16 protein-coding genes and 1 tRNA gene are annotated in these 15415 nt (G+C 56.5%); 7 read left to right on the top strand and 10 right to left on the bottom strand.

Features of this window, described 5'->3' with window-relative positions:
* The first annotated feature begins 171 nt into the window (after positions 1-171).
* The 4 genes from ACR0EL_RS17880 to ACR0EL_RS17895 all read left to right on the top strand — a co-directional run bounded on the left by ACR0EL_RS17880 (position 172) and on the right by ACR0EL_RS17895 (position 2768).
* On the top strand, positions 172-570 hold the full coding sequence (locus ACR0EL_RS17880) for a hypothetical protein (RefSeq protein WP_480501418.1): 399 nt from the start codon (positions 172-174) through the stop codon (positions 568-570).
* A 517-nt stretch (positions 571-1087) separates the two neighbouring features.
* Entirely contained in the window at positions 1088-1537 is a 450-nt protein-coding gene (locus tag ACR0EL_RS17885; protein ID WP_480501419.1) for an excisionase family DNA-binding protein, read from the top strand.
* 69 nt (positions 1538-1606) lie between these two features.
* Positions 1607-2113, top strand: coding sequence for a PIN domain-containing protein (locus ACR0EL_RS17890; RefSeq protein WP_480501440.1), 507 nt, complete (start codon positions 1607-1609; stop codon positions 2111-2113).
* Positions 2114-2303: 190 nt separating this feature from the next.
* Positions 2304-2768, top strand: coding sequence for a tyrosine-type recombinase/integrase (locus ACR0EL_RS17895; RefSeq protein WP_480501420.1), 465 nt, complete (start codon positions 2304-2306; stop codon positions 2766-2768).
* Between the two features lie 4 nt (positions 2769-2772).
* On the opposite strand, the gene ACR0EL_RS17900 is transcribed toward ACR0EL_RS17895, so the two are convergent.
* Positions 2773-2848 (bottom strand) — tRNA-Lys (locus ACR0EL_RS17900).
* Positions 2849-3059: 211 nt separating this feature from the next.
* Here ACR0EL_RS17900 and dapF point away from each other — a divergent pair.
* Positions 3060-3902 (top strand): diaminopimelate epimerase, encoded by an 843-nt coding sequence (gene dapF, locus ACR0EL_RS17905; protein ID WP_480501421.1) that lies wholly within the window; start codon positions 3060-3062, stop codon positions 3900-3902.
* On the top strand, positions 3899-5155 hold the full coding sequence (gene mtaB, locus ACR0EL_RS17910) for a tRNA (N(6)-L-threonylcarbamoyladenosine(37)-C(2))-methylthiotransferase MtaB (RefSeq protein WP_480501422.1): 1257 nt from the start codon (positions 3899-3901) through the stop codon (positions 5153-5155). Before dapF ends, mtaB begins: the two co-directional genes overlap by 4 nt.
* Positions 5156-5300: 145 nt before the next feature.
* Here mtaB and ACR0EL_RS17915 read toward each other — a convergent pair whose 3' ends face one another.
* The 3 genes from ACR0EL_RS17915 to petA are packed head-to-tail and all read right to left on the bottom strand — an operon-like array spanning position 5301 to position 8037.
* Positions 5301-6089: a cytochrome c1 gene (locus tag ACR0EL_RS17915; RefSeq protein WP_480501423.1), complete on the bottom strand. Its 789-nt coding sequence runs from the start codon at positions 6087-6089 to the stop codon at positions 5301-5303.
* Between the two features lie 17 nt (positions 6090-6106).
* Positions 6107-7438, bottom strand: coding sequence for a cytochrome b (petB, locus tag ACR0EL_RS17920; RefSeq protein ID WP_170534382.1), 1332 nt, complete (start codon positions 7436-7438; stop codon positions 6107-6109).
* A 14-nt stretch (positions 7439-7452) separates the two neighbouring features.
* Positions 7453-8037, bottom strand: coding sequence for a ubiquinol-cytochrome c reductase iron-sulfur subunit (gene petA / locus ACR0EL_RS17925; RefSeq protein WP_170534380.1), 585 nt, complete (start codon positions 8035-8037; stop codon positions 7453-7455).
* Positions 8038-8495: 458 nt separating this feature from the next.
* Between petA and ACR0EL_RS17930 the strand changes: the two genes are divergently transcribed.
* Entirely contained in the window at positions 8496-8939 is a 444-nt protein-coding gene (locus ACR0EL_RS17930) for a c-type cytochrome (RefSeq protein WP_480501424.1), read from the top strand.
* A 44-nt stretch (positions 8940-8983) separates the two neighbouring features.
* Here the strand turns inward: ACR0EL_RS17930 and ACR0EL_RS17935 are convergent, their stop codons facing one another.
* From ACR0EL_RS17935 to ACR0EL_RS17960, 6 genes are all read right to left on the bottom strand, one after another.
* Positions 8984-10480 carry a mannitol dehydrogenase family protein gene (locus tag ACR0EL_RS17935; protein ID WP_480501425.1) on the bottom strand — a complete coding sequence of 499 codons (1497 nt, stop codon included), beginning with the start codon at positions 10478-10480 and terminating at the stop codon, positions 8984-8986.
* Positions 10480-11253, bottom strand: coding sequence for an L-iditol 2-dehydrogenase (locus tag ACR0EL_RS17940; protein WP_480501426.1), 774 nt, complete (start codon positions 11251-11253; stop codon positions 10480-10482). The genes ACR0EL_RS17935 and ACR0EL_RS17940 overlap by 1 nt, the downstream gene beginning before the upstream one ends.
* Complete coding sequence (locus ACR0EL_RS17945; RefSeq protein ID WP_480501427.1) at positions 11250-12254, bottom strand: ABC transporter ATP-binding protein; 1005 nt, start codon at positions 12252-12254, stop codon at positions 11250-11252. The genes ACR0EL_RS17940 and ACR0EL_RS17945 overlap by 4 nt, the downstream gene beginning before the upstream one ends.
* Positions 12255-12266: 12 nt before the next feature.
* Positions 12267-13097 carry a carbohydrate ABC transporter permease gene (locus ACR0EL_RS17950; protein ID WP_353008412.1) on the bottom strand — a complete coding sequence of 277 codons (831 nt, stop codon included), beginning with the start codon at positions 13095-13097 and terminating at the stop codon, positions 12267-12269.
* Between the two features lie 12 nt (positions 13098-13109).
* Positions 13110-13976: a carbohydrate ABC transporter permease gene (locus ACR0EL_RS17955; RefSeq protein WP_170435930.1), complete on the bottom strand. Its 867-nt coding sequence runs from the start codon at positions 13974-13976 to the stop codon at positions 13110-13112.
* A 107-nt stretch (positions 13977-14083) separates the two neighbouring features.
* A complete protein-coding gene (locus ACR0EL_RS17960) occupies positions 14084-15385 on the bottom strand; it encodes an ABC transporter substrate-binding protein (RefSeq protein ID WP_480501428.1) in 1302 nt (433 codons plus the stop codon).
* Positions 15386-15415: the final 30 nt, after the last annotated feature.

Below are 15415 nucleotides of genomic sequence, written 5' to 3' on the forward strand. Positions count from 1 at the left end.
TTTACAAATTTTAAGGAAATCAAAATGACCCGCGACAACACAGATCATACTGCAACGGCTCGCAACGAGGACATGGAAAACTGTGCGCCGCCTCCGCAGCCGTCCTAAGCCACAGGTGATCCTCTACCTGCGGAAGAGAGTGATTTTGAAGCTTTGCGCAATAGTCTAGTCGTGAACAAATCCATCGCTGGCGCTGCAGCGGCTTTCAACGATGCCTGTGTAGGCGCTGACAGCGGCAATTACAATAACAACTGCGCCCACAAGCTCTCAGATGCGTTTATCCGTGCTGGATACACGGAACTCCTACCACCGCATGCGTGCATAGACGGCGGCGCGCGCTGCAACCCGTCGAAGCGTCCACTTCGAGCACGCAACATGTGGTGCTGGTTCAAAGAAATGAAAGATGACTACCGAACAACGATTCCGACGAACATGGGATTCTGGGCGGTGTTTCAACTCAAAGAGAGCGCCTATTGGGGCGGACATGTCGTGATCATCGATACCGATAATAACCGTTACTATGGAACCGGGTGGTATCGGGATTGGGATCAACACGCTTACAAGTGGTGATCGTGAGATCCACAAGCGACAGCACATGAGCAACACGCAAATGTCGAGTAAACAGGATCGACCGACGTAGGGCGCCTACGCGTTCGAACATCGCCTGACCAAACCGAATGCGCGTCGATTAACATTGCAAATGTGTACTCACTACACAATTTCGCACGCAAAATTTTCCGCTCGCTTCGGCATCACTGAAACAAGGAATGCCGACGTCGAGAAAGCACATGAGTTGTTCAAACTCTGAACAAAGTAGCTTGCGCCTGACAGCTGCTTACGTGGAAAGCCGCACCGCCCGGATTGTATCTAGAAACAAACTCATGCGCCGTCACAGTCATGCCTTCAAGTGGCACGCTGGGATGAATGCTCTCACCGTTTGTTTCGTTTATTTTCCCACAGTCAACGGATTGTTTACGCGTTTCACTTATTTCGGTTATTGCGTTTATTTCGTTTGTGCCTATGTTGTCCACATAACAAACGACAAAAATATACGTCGGAACGAGGCAAAACCCGGGAGATAGAGGACATGACGGAAGCCCTACAAGAAAGGCTCCCAACGCACACGGAGTCTGAAATAGCATCGCGTACGCTTGACGTTATTGCGAGAGCACTTGACGAAGCTGGCAAGCTAAATTTCACCGTGAAGACAAACGGTGAAACCAGCACGATTGAACTGCCACAAAGCATGGCAAATTTTGTTGTGGAAATGCTACATCACGTTGCTCGTGGTGAGATGGTTACGCTGGTTCCCTATGCAAGCGAGCTGTCCACTCAAAAAGCCGCAGACTTGCTGAACATCAGCCGCCCCCACTTGGTAAAGCTGTTGGATGCAGGAGAAATTCGCTACCACAAAGCTGGAACGCATAGGCGCGTGCTAGCGGCAGATTTGTTGGATTACAAAAGCAAGCGGGACGCAGAGCGTAAGAGTGCGCTGAGGACCTTGCAACGACTAGGACAGGAATTTGACGCTGAATGAGCAACATTAGTGACCGCTTCACGGTATTTTTTGGACGCAAATGTTCTATACCCTTTCCACACCCGAGACGTGTTGTTGCGTTTCGGGGAAGCGGGCTTGTTTCGCCCTCGCTGGTCTGAGGAGGTTTTGGACGAGTGGAGGCGAAACTTGCTAAAGAAACGACCAGATAGGGAGCAAAGTATCGCCTCCCAGATTGACGCGATGGGGAGAGCGTTCCCGGAGGCATTGATTGAAAATTACAACGTTTTGACGCCTGCACTAGAGTTGCCCGACGAGAACGATTGTCACGTCTTGGCGGCTGCTATCAAAGCCGATGCTCAACACATTATCACGAACAACCTCAAGGATTTCCCTGATGATGCGTTGGCAGACTGGGACATTACCGCAGTGCCACCTGATGTATTTCTTGAGAGCACATTTGAGCTTTATCCAGAAGCGGCGGCTTCCGCTTTGGCGGAAATGCGTAGGGGCTACGAGAAGCCACCATATGATCCCGCAGAGTTCTTACTTATGCTGACACGTGTTGGACTGCCGCGATTGTCTGCAACGCTGAGACCGTACATCGACATCTTGTGACATCGAGCGCGACTCAGCACGCTGGCCGTGACACACTGTAGATGCGAAAAAGGCCCAATTAAGTGGCCTTTTTGATATCGGTACGGTCCAGTGTGCCGGTGATTTGAATGTGCATATTCTAAGGTTGCGGAGCGAATTTCACTGACTAAAGAACTCGCTAGCCGCGCAAGCCGTTAAACCAAAGCAGGCGATGGCTAATAGTGTTGCGGTAGTGAAATCCCATTTCCAAGCGTCAGTCCCGACGATCATAACGGCTGCCGCCGATGAGACCATCAAAGCAAAAACTCCTGCTATCCGCCACTTCTGCACCTTCGTGAATTCCTCATGGTCTTCAGCAGGTGGGCTTGGAAACTTAATGCAACGTTGGACGGAAGAGGCCAAGCTACCGCATTGCTCTGCCCATGGCCTGCGTAAGGCTTGCGCGCGGCGTTTGGCTGAGGCAGGCGCTACTGCCCATGAAATCGGCGCTGTCACTGGACACAAAACGCTTGCGCTCGTGCAGCGTTACACTGAGGCTGCTGGTCGCGAAGGTATGGCGGATTCCGCTATGGAGAAGCTGATATCTCGCCCCAATGGAGATCGAAACTTGGCGAACCTATCAGAACGGTTCGTCAATTCATTAACTAACCCCTCACAGGGAAAGGATAAATTATGAAAAGTGGTGAGCCGTGCAGGATTCGAACCTGCGACCCACTGATTAAAAGTCAGTTGCTCTACCAACTGAGCTAACGGCCCACTCTTTTGTTGGATCTTGATGATCCGTGGCGCTCTGTAAGGTATTTTCCCGATCAGGTTCAAGACCTTATTTCACACCTCGTTTCGCCTGTGTTTTAGATGTTTCCGGCGACCCGATAGGCGGCCTACTTAGGCAGGTGGCGCGGGGGGGTCAAGACCTTTTTTCACGAATCGTGGCGACAGGGTGGATTCATCATTCCACCGACGTTATATGCCCGCCATGCAACAGAGACTCGATACCGGTTTGCCCTTCATGAAGATGCATGGGCTGGGCAATGACTTCGTCATTGTAGATGCGCGCGAACATGCGTCATCGATCACTCCGGCTATGGCCAAGGCCATCGGGCATCGCCAGTTCGGCGTTGGCTTCGATCAGCTGGCCGTCATCGAAAACGGCCCTGAGGATGCGCATCTGGTGTTCTATAACGCCGATGGCTCTACTTCGGCCGCCTGCGGCAACGCCACGCGCTGCATTGCCCGGTTTCTAATGGACGAAGCTGGAAAATCCGAGCTCTCACTGACCACCGAACGGGGCTCTCTCGCGGCCAAAGATGCGGGCGATGGGCTGACCTCAGTCAATATGGGCCAACCGCAGCTCGTTTGGCGTGACATCCCTTTGGCCGAAGAGATGGATACGCTGGAATTGCCAATCGAAGGCGCGCCCACGGCCACCGGCATGGGCAATCCGCATTGCACGTTTTTTGTTGAAGACGCCGAGGCGATTCCGCTCACTGAATTCGGGTCACGGTACGAGTACCACCCGCTCTACCCCCAGCGCACAAATGTGCAGGTGGCGCAGATCATCGGTAAAGACCATATCCGGATGCGGGTGTGGGAGCGGGGCGTTGGCATCACTCTGGCCTCGGGCTCGTCCTCCTGCGCTACAGCCGTTGCCGCCGCGCGCCGTGGCCTGACAGACCGCAAGGTCCAAATCGAACTGGATGGCGGTACCATCTGGATCGACTGGCGCGACGATGGCGTCTGGATGACAGGACCAACGGCCCATGTGTTTTTCGGCACCCTGACACCCGAATTCCTAAGGTCTTTCGGATGAGCGCCCCAAAGTTCACCACCCTAGGCTGCCGCCTCAACGCCTATGAAACCGAGGCGATGAAGGAACTGTCCCAGCAAGCTGGCCTGACCGACGCGGTCGTGGTGAACACATGCGCGGTGACGGCCGAGGCCGTCCGCAAAGCCCGTCAGGAAATCCGAAGATTGCGGCGGGAAAACCCTGACGCGCGCCTGATTGTCACCGGCTGCGCGGCACAAACCGAACCTGAGACCTTTGCGAAAATGGAAGAGGTCGACGCGGTCATCGGCAACACCGAAAAGATGCGGCCCGATACCTGGAAGGGGATGGCCGCCGATTTCATAGGTGAGACCGAAGCGCTTCAGGTTGATGACATCATGTCCGTCACTGAAACCGCCGGTCATCTGATCGATGGCTTCGGCACACGATCCCGGGCCTACGTGCAGGTGCAGAACGGATGTGACCATCGCTGTACTTTCTGCATCATCCCCTATGGCCGCGGCAACTCTCGCAGTGTGCCCGCAGGCGTCGTAGTGGATCAGATCAAGCGGTTGGTTGATAGGGGCTATAACGAGGTTGTGCTGACCGGCGTTGATCTGACCTCATGGGGTGCGGACCTGCCCGCGAAGCCCAAGTTGGGTGATCTGGTTATGCGCATTCTGAAGCTGGTGCCGGATCTGCCGCGCCTGCGGATCAGCTCGATCGATTCCATCGAAGTGGACGAGAACCTGATGCAGGCGATCGCGACCGAGCCCCGCCTGATGCCGCATCTACACCTGTCCCTGCAACACGGCGACGACCTGATCCTGAAACGGATGAAACGCCGCCACCTGCGCGACAACGCCATCCGCTTCACCGAAGAGGCGCGCAAACTGCGACCCGAGATGACTTTTGGCGCCGACATCATCGCCGGGTTCCCCACTGAATCCGACGCTCATTTCGAGAATTCTATGAAACTGGTCACTGAATGCGACCTGACCTGGCTGCATATCTTTCCTTACTCAAAACGCGACGGCACTCCGGCCGCCCGCATTCCACAGCAGGTCAACGGCACAATCATCAAGTCCCGCGCCGCCCGTCTGCGCAAAGCAGGTGAGACACAGGTCGCCAAACATCTCGCTGCCCAGATCGGCAAAACCCATCGCATCCTAATGGAGAATCCGCATATGGGCCGGACCGAGCAGTTTACCGAAGTGGCTTTTGACACACCCCAACCCGAAGGTCAGATCGTAACTGCAGTGATCACCGGTCACACCGCGACGCAGCTCACAGCTTGATCCATTCTTCATCTGGCCAAAAATATCCCGGGGTTGAATTGGCCAAAGGCCAAGAAGGGGCTGGCCCCTTCAGCCCATCCTTAAAGCAAAAAACCCCCGCGACCTGATGGTGCGGGGGTTTCCAATTCCAATCCGATAAGAACGATCAGTCCTTACGCACTTTGCCCTTATGCGGTGCCCAAAGGCGCTTGTTCACCAGATACAGCAGCACAGACAGAACCGTCAGGAAGATCACGCCGACAAAACCGGCATTCTTACGGTCGATCAACTTTGGCTCGGCTGTCCACATCAGGAACGCAGCCAGGTCTTCCGACATATGCTCAACGTCATTCGCGTGACCATCGGCAAACTCGACCTGCTCATCCGACAGAGGCGGTGCCATCGAGATCCAACCGCCAGGGAAGGCTTTGTTCTCGTACAGGATGGTTCCCGCCTCTTCTTTCTCTTCTCCCGTATAGCCATTCAACAGGGACGCGATGTATTCTGCGCCACCCATGCCTTTGACCAGCTGGTTGATCCCCAGACCATAAGGTCCGTGGAATCCTGCACGCGCCTTGGCCATAAGGCTCAGGTCAGGTGCGCCAGCCGCTGTGTTGGCCGGGAAATGATCGGTGGGAATCGCCGGGCGAAAATCTTCAAGCTCAGGATCTAACACCTCGAAGTTGGCGGCCGCATAAGCGATCACCTGTTCTTCCGAATACCCCAGCGCTTCGAGATCACGCAGAGGCACATATTGCAGGCCATGACAAGCTGCGCAAACCTCGGTGTAGATCTGAAGACCGCGCTGCAGCTGGAATTCATCCCAAGTACCAAACGGCCCTTCGAACGAGAACGCATAGTCTTCGATATGCTGCTCACCGCCACCTGCCGCAAAGGTCGAGGCGGGCGCAAGGGCCAGGGCAAACGCGGCACCGATTGCAAGTTTCTTGAACATGTTTCCGGTCCCTCTTCTTACTCGGCCGGCGTGGCTTCGGCGTCAGCCTTGCCATAATGCGCGTTGAAGTCTTCTTCGATCGTTTCAGGCTGTGGCAGCGGCTTCTCGATCACACCAAGTACGGGCAGGATCACGAAGAAATAGGCAAACCAGTAGGCCGAGGCGATCAACGAGAAGGTCGCATAGGGTTCTTCCGCAGGCATCGCACCCAGCCACATCAGGGCAAAGAAGTCGACGATCAGCAGCAGGAACCACCATTTGAACATCGGGCGATACTGACCCGAACGCACGTTCGACGTGTCCAGCCACGGAGCCAGCGCCATCGCCAGGATCGCACCGAACATGGCAACCACACCAAAGAACTTGGCATCGACGATGCCGCCGGTGATGAAGCTGGCGAACTGAACCACCCAGACCTCGCCGGTGAAGGCACGCAGGATCGCGTAGAAGGGCAGGAAGTACCATTCGGGAACGATATGCGCAGGCGTGACCAGCGGGTTCGCTTCGATATAGTTATCGGGGTGACCCAGATAGTTCGGCATGTAACCGACGATGGCCCAGAACACGACCATGATAACAGCCAGTGCGAACAGATCCTTGATCACGAAGTAGGGCCAGAAGGGCAGCGTATCTTTCTCGGCCTCGGCTTTCGAGCCACGGCGAACCTCAACACCCGTTGGGTTGTTGTTGCCAGTGGTGTGGAAGGCCCAGATATGCACGATCACCAGTGCCGCAATGATAAACGGCAGCAGATAGTGCAGCGAGAAGAAGCGGTTCAGCGTGGCATTGTCCACCGCCGGTCCGCCCAGCAGCCAGGTCTGGATCGCATCACCCACAAACGGGATCGCGCCAAACAGGCCAGTGATCACGGTCGCACCCCAGAAGGACATCTGACCCCAGGGCAGAACGTAGCCCATGAACGCGGTGCCCATCATCATCAGGTAGATGAGCATCCCGATGATCCACGTGATCTCACGCGGGGCTTTGTACGAGCCATAGTAGAGACCGCGGAACATGTGGATATAGACCGCAACAAAGAAAAGCGACGCGCCGTTCATGTGTAGATAGCGGATGAAGTAACCACCATTCACGTTGCGCATAATGTGCTCGACACTGGCGAAGGCCAGATCAACATGCGGGGTGTAGTGCATCACCAGAATGATACCGGTAACGATTTGCAGCACCAGGCAGAACGCAAGAACGATGCCCCAAATCCACCACCAGTTCAGGTTCTTGGGGGTCGGGATCATCAGAGTGTCATACAGCAGGCCTACGATGGGAAGGCGGCTATGCAGCCACTTTTCGCCATTTGTCTTCGGCTCGTAGTGATCGTGGGGAATTCCGGACATAAGTTGGGTCTCCCTTAGCCGAGTCGGATTGTCGAATTGTCGACCCATTCCGCAGGCGGAACAGGCAGGTTTTCAGGCGCGGGACCCTTGCGGATACGACCGGCCAGATCATAGTGCGAGCCGTGGCAGGGGCAGAACCAGCCACCAAAGTCCCCAGCATCACCCAGCGGCACACAGCCCAAGTGCGTGCACACACCCATCTGAACAATCCATGCGCCCGGCGCTTCGCCTTCGGGCGACGGCATAACGCGGTTCGCGTCAGTCGCGGGAGCATCGGCGTTCAGGTTAAAGTTACGCGCCAGCGGATCCGGCAGGGCATCCACACCCTCGGCATCCTGCTCTTGCGCTTCGGCGATTTCTGCGCCGGTGCGGTGACGAATGAAAACCGGCTTGCCCAACCACTTGACGGTCAATTGCGTACCCGGCTCAACCCCGCTTACATCCACGCGGATCGAGGACAGGGCCTGAACATCTGCGGATGGGTTCATCTGGTTGATCAGGGGCCATACGGCTGCCCCGGTGGCAACGACACCTGCGCCGCCAGCGACGTAGTACAGGAAATCTCTGCGGGTGCCTTCGTGGTCTTCTGCGTGGGACACGAGGTAATCTCCGATTGTCTGGCGCCCGCGTGCGGGCAAATAGCTCGTACACCGCACGAATGCGGTGTCTTAACCGCGTTGTCTACCGACGCAATTAGTATTCGTCCAGCGGTCATAAACGCGCAATACGCCGCATCTGTGTATTTTGTCACGACACACCGGGTTTTTTGGTGATTCTATATCACTCTGCTTGCCAACAAAACGAATCGAATGGGCCTGATTCGGGCCAGCTTTCTGCACGTCCCGGCATCAGCTTTGCCTGTTTCACTGTCCTTAGCTTTTGTAAGATTGGTTCGAAACCGGGCACGATCAGGTATGTGAATATCCCTTTGTTTCGCAACAAATAATACCCCTGAAATAGATGATTTTGGCGGCGCAAAATCCGGCGGATTCTCGTTGCGCTTCGCTCAGATACATCAGACATCAACCCCTGCGCGAACGTCAATCAGGAGACTACGATGTCAAAACCCCCCTTGGCTGCCGTTCTGTTAACGATTGCCCTGTCTTCCCAGGCCGCCGCCTCCGGTGATCCTGTCAAAGGCGAACAGCTTTATAACCGTTGTTCATCCTGCCACGCGATTATCAAGGATGGCGAAGTTCTGGTGAAAGGTGGAATCACCGGCCCCAATCTATATGGCGTAGTCGGCCGTGTTGCCGGAACCGAGAACGACTACCGCTATGGCAGTGAACGTCTACCTATCGGCATGTTCACCGATGACATGATCCGCGCTGGCGAGGAAGGTCTGGTTTGGACCGAAGCCAACATTATCGCCTATTCGCAGGACCCGATCGGTTTCATTAAAGAGTATCTGAACGACGATTCAGCCCGCCCGAACATGAGCGTTAAGCTCAAAAAAGGCGCGGAAGATATTACCGCCTATCTGGCCACCTTCGGCGACTAGGCAGTGTGGTCTTAAGTGAAGGTGCCCCGATTTCGCGCGGGGTATTACGACCTGACATATCTGGCAATTGCGGCGCGGCTCCCATTTTGCCAGATACAATCCAGCCAATCGGTGAAGGCCTGGGCAAACCGTTGGTCCTGCCCTATCTCACCATAGAGGTTGGCCACATCCAGCCATTGTGCGGGATTTGCCCGAGCCGCGTGTGCAGCGGCCTGCAAGTCTGGCCAAATAGGGTCATTAGGCGCAATCGTGATCCCATCCTCGCGCACGCCAGCGCACATGCGGCACCAGAAGGCTTCGGCCAGGGCCAACCCTGACAACGACGCACCCGAGGATATTGCGTCGCGAAGCGATGGAAACAGAAACCCCGGATGCCGGGCTGATCCATCAAAGGCCACACGGCGTGTTGAGTCGCGGATCGTCGGGTTCAGGAACCTGCGCTCAACCTGCTTTAGATACGCATCTGGGCTGGTCTCGGGCACGCCTTTGATATGAGGCAGTATCTCTTCGATCTGGACCTTGCGAAAAAAGGCCGAGAGGTCTGCATCCTGCAGGCAGTCCAAAATCGTGGGCAGGTTCAGAATCTCACCCGCGTTGGCCAATATCTGGTGACCGGCATTCAGAATGCGCAGCTTCAACGCCTCATAGGCATGCACATCTTTGGTGATCGCCACCCCAAGCGTTTCCAAAGGTGGACGTCCGGCGCAGAAATCATCCTCGATCACCCATTGGCGGAAGTTCTCGTGCGAAACCGGGGCGGCGTCTGTGATGCCCAGCGCCTGGCATTGGCTGCGAAGGTCTTCCGACGTGGCAGGCACGATGCAATCCACCATCGAGTTTGGAAAGGCCCCAGCCTGGTCGATCCACTCCGCAAGACCGGGATCGGACAAGCGCGCAAGCCCGACCACACAGTCACGCAGGATCGCACCGTTGCCTTGCAGGTTATCGCAGCTGAGCGCCGTGAAGGGCGCATGCCCGGCAGCGCGCCGACGCTTCAGCGCGGCAACAAGTGCGCCGAAAACGGTGCGCGGCTGTTCCAGGTTTTGCGCATCATGGCGAATATCATCATGCTCCGTATCGAACGCCCCCGTTTTGGCGTCCAGATAATATCCGCCCTCGGTAATGGTAAGCGACACGATGCGGATGGCGGGGTCTGACATCCGTTCGATCAGCGGCCCGTTGCGGGGCTCAATCGGCACATAGTCGATCATCGGGCCAATCACTTCGGCGGATAAGGCGGCCGGATCAAGTTCAACCAATGTTGTCAGGCAATCCTGCTGAATCAGCTTTGCCCGCAACTCTGCATCATAGCTGCGGACACCTGCACCGATGATGGCCCAGTCCAGCGCCAGACCCTGCTGCATTAGCCGGTGGATATACCAGGCCTGATGCGCGCGGTGAAAATTGCCAAGACCGATATGGACAATACCGGGCGTCAGATCTTCGCGCCGGTAGCGGGGCGTTTTAACATCCACGGGAAGCCGGGACAGATTGTCCAACCGCAACTTCACTGGTGTATGAGTGCGCGCCAATGGATCCATTAGCTCATCCAATTTCCACCATCCACGTTGTAGGTTTGTGCGACGACATAGTCCGCTTCATCTGAGGCCAGAAATACCGCCATCCCGGTCAGGTCCTCGGCACGCCCCATACGGCCATGTGGAACTGCGGCGGCGACCTCGCGCTTTTTCTGTCCCGGTGGCTTGCCCTCGTGCTTTGCGAAGAATGCATCGACCCCGTCCCAATGCTCGCCATCCACCACACCCGGCGCGATCGCGTTCACATTGATGCCGTGTTTGATCAGGTTCAGGCCAGCGGATTGGGTCAACGAGATAACGGCCGCCTTGCTGGCGCAATAAACCGCGACCAAGGGCTCTCCGCGTCGCCCGGCCTGTGATGCCATGTTGATAATGCGGCCTTTGATCCCCTGTTCGATCATGTGCCGTGCGACAGCCTGCAGGGTGAACAAACTGCCGGAGACATTGATATCGAAGACGCGCTGATAGTCGGTACGCTCAATCTCAACGACCGGCGCGGCAGTGAATATCGCGGCGTTGTTGATCAGGATGTCGACCTGACCAAAGCGATCCACCGTCTGCGCGATTGCACTGTCAATGCTGTGTTGGTTGGTGACATCCATCTCAACCGCAATCGCGGCTTCGCCGATCTCCTGTGCGGCCATTTGCGAGCGGGCGATATCGATATCAGCCAATGCCACGCGCGCGCCTTCAGAGACATAGGCTTTGGCAAAAGCCAGCCCAATCCCGCGCGCCGCGCCTGTGATCAACGCCGTTTTGCCCGCCAAGCGTTTCATTCAATCCGCAATCCTTTGGTGTCAAATCGGTGAATGACGTCCGAGCGCGGGGTCAGGTGAATACGATCCCCGTGCCGGAACCCGACCTCACCATCCGCGCGGACGGTTATGGTTTCGGCCAGCCCGGTTTCATGGATGTGGAAGAACGTGTCCGATCCAAGATGTTCGGACACGCCGACAACACCGGACCACGTACCGCCGCTCTCGGACACAGTGATATGCTCGGGCCGGATACCAATCGTCTGCGCGCCATGTTTTGCAGCTTCTTCGCCTTCGATGAAATTCATTTTGGGCGAGCCGATGAAGCCTGCCACAAACAAGTTTCGCGGGGTACGATAGAGCTCCAGAGGCGAGCCCACCTGTTCGATCACACCGGCCTGAAGGACGACGATCTTGTCGGCCATTGTCATCGCCTCGACCTGATCGTGGGTCACGTAAATCATAGTGGTGGCGAGGCGTTCGTGCAGTTCGCTGATCTCTAGCCGCATGCCAACGCGAAGGGCCGCGTCGAGGTTCGACAGAGGTTCGTCGAACAGAAACGCCGCCGGTTCGCGCACGATAGCGCGCCCAATGGCAACGCGCTGGCGCTGTCCGCCGGATAGCTGTCCGGGACGGCGGTCCAGATAATCGGTCAGGTTCAAGACGCTGGCGGCCCCTTCAACGCGCTTGTCGATCTCAGCCTGGTCCAGCTTGGCCATACGCAACGGGAACGCGATGTTCTTACGTACTGTCATATGCGGATAAAGCGCATAGGACTGGAACACCATCGCTAGACCCCGCTTGGCGGGCGGGACATCGGTGGCGTCCGCGCCGTCAATGTCGATGGAGCCCGAGGTGATATCCTCCAACCCCGCGATCAGCCGCAGCAGGGTGGACTTACCGCAGCCCGAGGGGCCGACGAAGACGGTGAACTCGCCGTCTTCGATGGTCAGGTCCAACGGTGGAATGACCTCAACGTCGCCGAAGCTTTTGGTCACGGACTTGAGTTGTATGCGTCCCATGAGGAGTGCTCCTTATTTCACAGCGCCGAAGGTCAGGCCGCGGACAAGTTGTTTCTGGCTGAACCAGCCAAGGATCAGGATTGGCGCAATCGCCATAGTCGAGGCCGCGCTGAGCTTGGCAAAGAACAGGCCCTCGGGGCTGGAATAGCTAGCGATGAACGCCGTTAGCGGAGCCGCGTCGACGGCAGTCAGGTTGAGGGTCCAGAACGCCTCGTTCCAGGCCAGAATGAAGTTCAGCAACACGGTCGAGGCAATGCCGGGAATGGCCATGGGCGTCAGGACGTAGAGGATTTCCTCTTTCAACGTCGCTCCGTCCATCCGTGCGGCTTCCAGAATTTCGCCGGGAATTTCACGGAAGTACGTGTAGAGCATCCAGACGATGATCGGCAGGTTGATCAGCATCAGAACAACCACCAGCCCGCCGCGCGTATCCAGCAGCCCAAGCCGAATGAACAGCAAGTAGATCGGATACAGAACACCGACTGCAGGCAACATCTTGGTAGACAGCATCCACAGCAGGATGTCCTTGGTTCGCTTGGATGGTACAAAGGCCATCGCCCACGCGGCAGGCACGGCGATGATCACGCCCAGAATGGTTGAACCACCCGCGATGATGACCGAGTTCCACAGGAACCGCATATAGTCCGAACGTTCCTGCACGACGGCATAGTTCTCAAGCGTCCAGTTGAAGTTCAGGAACAGCGGCGGGCTGGCAATGGCCTCTGCCTCGGTCTTGAAGCTGGTCAGGATGGTCCAGAGGATCGGGAAGAAGATCAGCAGGCCGATCCCCCAGGCAATGGCGGTGTTCAGTGTTTTGCGTTGTGTCGTGACGGCGCGGGCCATGGTCTTACCTCCTCACGCGTCCAGGTTCTTGCCGACGATGCGCATCAGGAAGATCGCAACGATATTGGCTAAAATGATGGCGTATACACCTCCGGCTGATCCGAGGCCGACGTTCTGGCTTTCCAACACGCGCTGGAAGATCAGGTAGGTGAGGGTGCGGGTGCCGAATGCGCCGCCGGTGGTCACGAAGATCTCGGCGAAGATCGACAACAGGAAGATCGTCTGGATCAGGATCACGATGGTAATCGCGCGGCTCAGATGCGGCAGGACGATGTGATAAAATCGTTTCAGGACCGGCGCGCCGTCCATCTCGGCCGCTTCCAACTGCTCACTGTCCAGCGATTGGATCGCGGTCAGCAGGATCAGCGTTGCAAAGGGCAACCACTGCCAAGATACAATCATGATGATCGAGGTCATCGACGCCTCGGACAGCCACGAGATCGGCTCGGCCCCGAAGAAGCGCCACAGATGCGCCAGCAGGCCGTTGACCGGATCCATGAACATGTTCTTCCAGACCAGCGCAGACACTGTGGGCATGACGAAGAAGGGCGCGATCACGAGGATGCGGACAACTCCTTGGCCCCACATCGGTTGGTCCAGAAGCATCGCCAGAAGGATGCCTAGGACAACGGTGATCACCAGAACCCCTCCGACGATCATCAGCGTTGCTTGAACCGCGGGCCAGAAAGAGCTGGATGATACGAACCGGACGTAGTTGTCGAAGCCGACCCAGCCCAGATCACCACCGCGCAGGGGCAGGTATTTCTTGAAGGAAAAATACAGGGTCATCGTCAGAGGCACGAGCATCCAGCCAAGCAGCAAGACCACTGCAGGTGCCATCATCAGCCGGGCAACGGATCGGGAATGTTGGGTCGCCATGATGCAATACCTCTCTGTTCAGGCACTGGGTTAGCCTGCGAGAAAAACGCGAATTGTGAAAGTGGGGAGCGGGGGACAGATCGCCTGTCCCCCACGGGAGGGAAGCCTTAGTAACCTGCGGCTTCCATTTCTTCGGCTGTGAAGGCCTGCGCTTTGGCAAGGGCTTCTTCCACCGTCTGCTGTCCGGCATAAACTGCCGAGAACTCTTGGCTTACCTGTGTTGCGATGCCCGCAAACTCAGGGATCGCGGCAAATTGAATACCAACGTAAGGCACTGGCTTTACAGTCGGATTGTTCGGATCAGCTGACAGGATCGATTCCAACGTCATCTTGGCGAACGGAACAGCCTGATAGTCCGGATTTTCGTACAGCGAGGTACGCGCGCCAGGAGGTACGTTGGCCCAACCTTCGTTTTCCGCCACCAACTCGATGTAGTCTTTTGAAGTAGCCCACTCGATAAACTGTTTGGCTGCGTCAGCCTGTTCAGTACCAGCTGGAATTGCCAGAGCCCAGGCCCACAACCAATTCGAACGTTTGCCAAGCCCGGTGTCTGGTGCAAGTGCAAAACCGACGCTATCCGCGACTGTCGAGTCAGTCGGATTGGTCACGAAAGATGCCGCAACTGTTGCGTCGATCCACATGCCGCATTTGCCCTGCTGGAACAGCGACAGATTCTCGTTAAATCCGTTAGTGGCGTAACCTGCGGGACCGGATTCGTTCATCATTCCCACGTAGAAGTTCAGCGTGTCTGCCCATTCAGGCTGATCAAACTGTGGCTTCCAATCTTCATCGAACCAGCGCGCACCAAAGGAATTGGACATCGCAGTGATGAAGGCACCGCCCTCACCCCAACCGGCTTTACCGCGAAGGCAGATGCCGTTGATGTCAGCGTCGCGATCGGTCATCGCCGCGGCAGCTTCGCGGATGAACTCCCATGTCGGAGCATCTGGCATTTCCATACCAGCTTTTTCCATCAGGTCGGTGCGGTACATGATCATTGAGCTTTCGCCGTAGAACGGGGCCGCGTACAACGTTCCGTCATGGCTCAGACCGCCTGACATTGCGGGCAGGATGTCGCCAACATCATAGTCTTCCGACAGACCATCCAGCGGCACCAACCAACCATTGGCACCCCAGATCGGGGTCTCGTACATGCCGATGGTCATGATGTCGAACTGACCGCCCTTGGTGGTGATGTCAGTGGTCACGCGCTGACGCAGCACGTTTTCTTCCAGCGTCACCCATTCCACATCAATGCCGGTCGCTTCGGTGAAATTGTCGGTATAGCCCTGCATCCGGATCATGTCGCCGTTGTTGACGGTGGCGATCGTTATGGTTTGTGCATGGGCCGCTGCCGTAGCGACGAATGTCAGTGCAGTCGCCGCACGAAGTGCGTTCTTCAGATACATCCCTGTCCTCCCTGAGCTTGGATGTCGTGC

The organism is Ruegeria sp. AH12 (genome assembly GCF_056541465.1).

Coding starts and splice junctions, on each gene's coding strand:
- ACR0EL_RS17885 (WP_480501419.1), top strand. CDS start 1,088: ATGACGGAAGCCCTACAAGAAAGGCTCCCAACGCACACGGAGTCTGAA.
- ACR0EL_RS17895 (WP_480501420.1), top strand. CDS start 2,304: ATGGCTAATAGTGTTGCGGTAGTGAAATCCCATTTCCAAGCGTCAGTC.
- dapF (WP_480501421.1), top strand. CDS start 3,060: ATGCCCGCCATGCAACAGAGACTCGATACCGGTTTGCCCTTCATGAAG.
- mtaB (WP_480501422.1), top strand. CDS start 3,899: ATGAGCGCCCCAAAGTTCACCACCCTAGGCTGCCGCCTCAACGCCTAT.
- ACR0EL_RS17915 (WP_480501423.1), bottom strand. CDS start 6,089: ATGTTCAAGAAACTTGCAATCGGTGCCGCGTTTGCCCTGGCCCTTGCG.
- petB (WP_170534382.1), bottom strand. CDS start 7,438: ATGTCCGGAATTCCCCACGATCACTACGAGCCGAAGACAAATGGCGAA.
- ACR0EL_RS17930 (WP_480501424.1), top strand. CDS start 8,496: ATGTCAAAACCCCCCTTGGCTGCCGTTCTGTTAACGATTGCCCTGTCT.
- ACR0EL_RS17935 (WP_480501425.1), bottom strand. CDS start 10,480: ATGGATCCATTGGCGCGCACTCATACACCAGTGAAGTTGCGGTTGGAC.
- ACR0EL_RS17940 (WP_480501426.1), bottom strand. CDS start 11,253: ATGAAACGCTTGGCGGGCAAAACGGCGTTGATCACAGGCGCGGCGCGC.
- ACR0EL_RS17945 (WP_480501427.1), bottom strand. CDS start 12,254: ATGGGACGCATACAACTCAAGTCCGTGACCAAAAGCTTCGGCGACGTT.
- ACR0EL_RS17950 (WP_353008412.1), bottom strand. CDS start 13,097: ATGGCCCGCGCCGTCACGACACAACGCAAAACACTGAACACCGCCATT.
- ACR0EL_RS17955 (WP_170435930.1), bottom strand. CDS start 13,976: ATGGCGACCCAACATTCCCGATCCGTTGCCCGGCTGATGATGGCACCT.
- ACR0EL_RS17960 (WP_480501428.1), bottom strand. CDS start 15,385: ATGTATCTGAAGAACGCACTTCGTGCGGCGACTGCACTGACATTCGTC.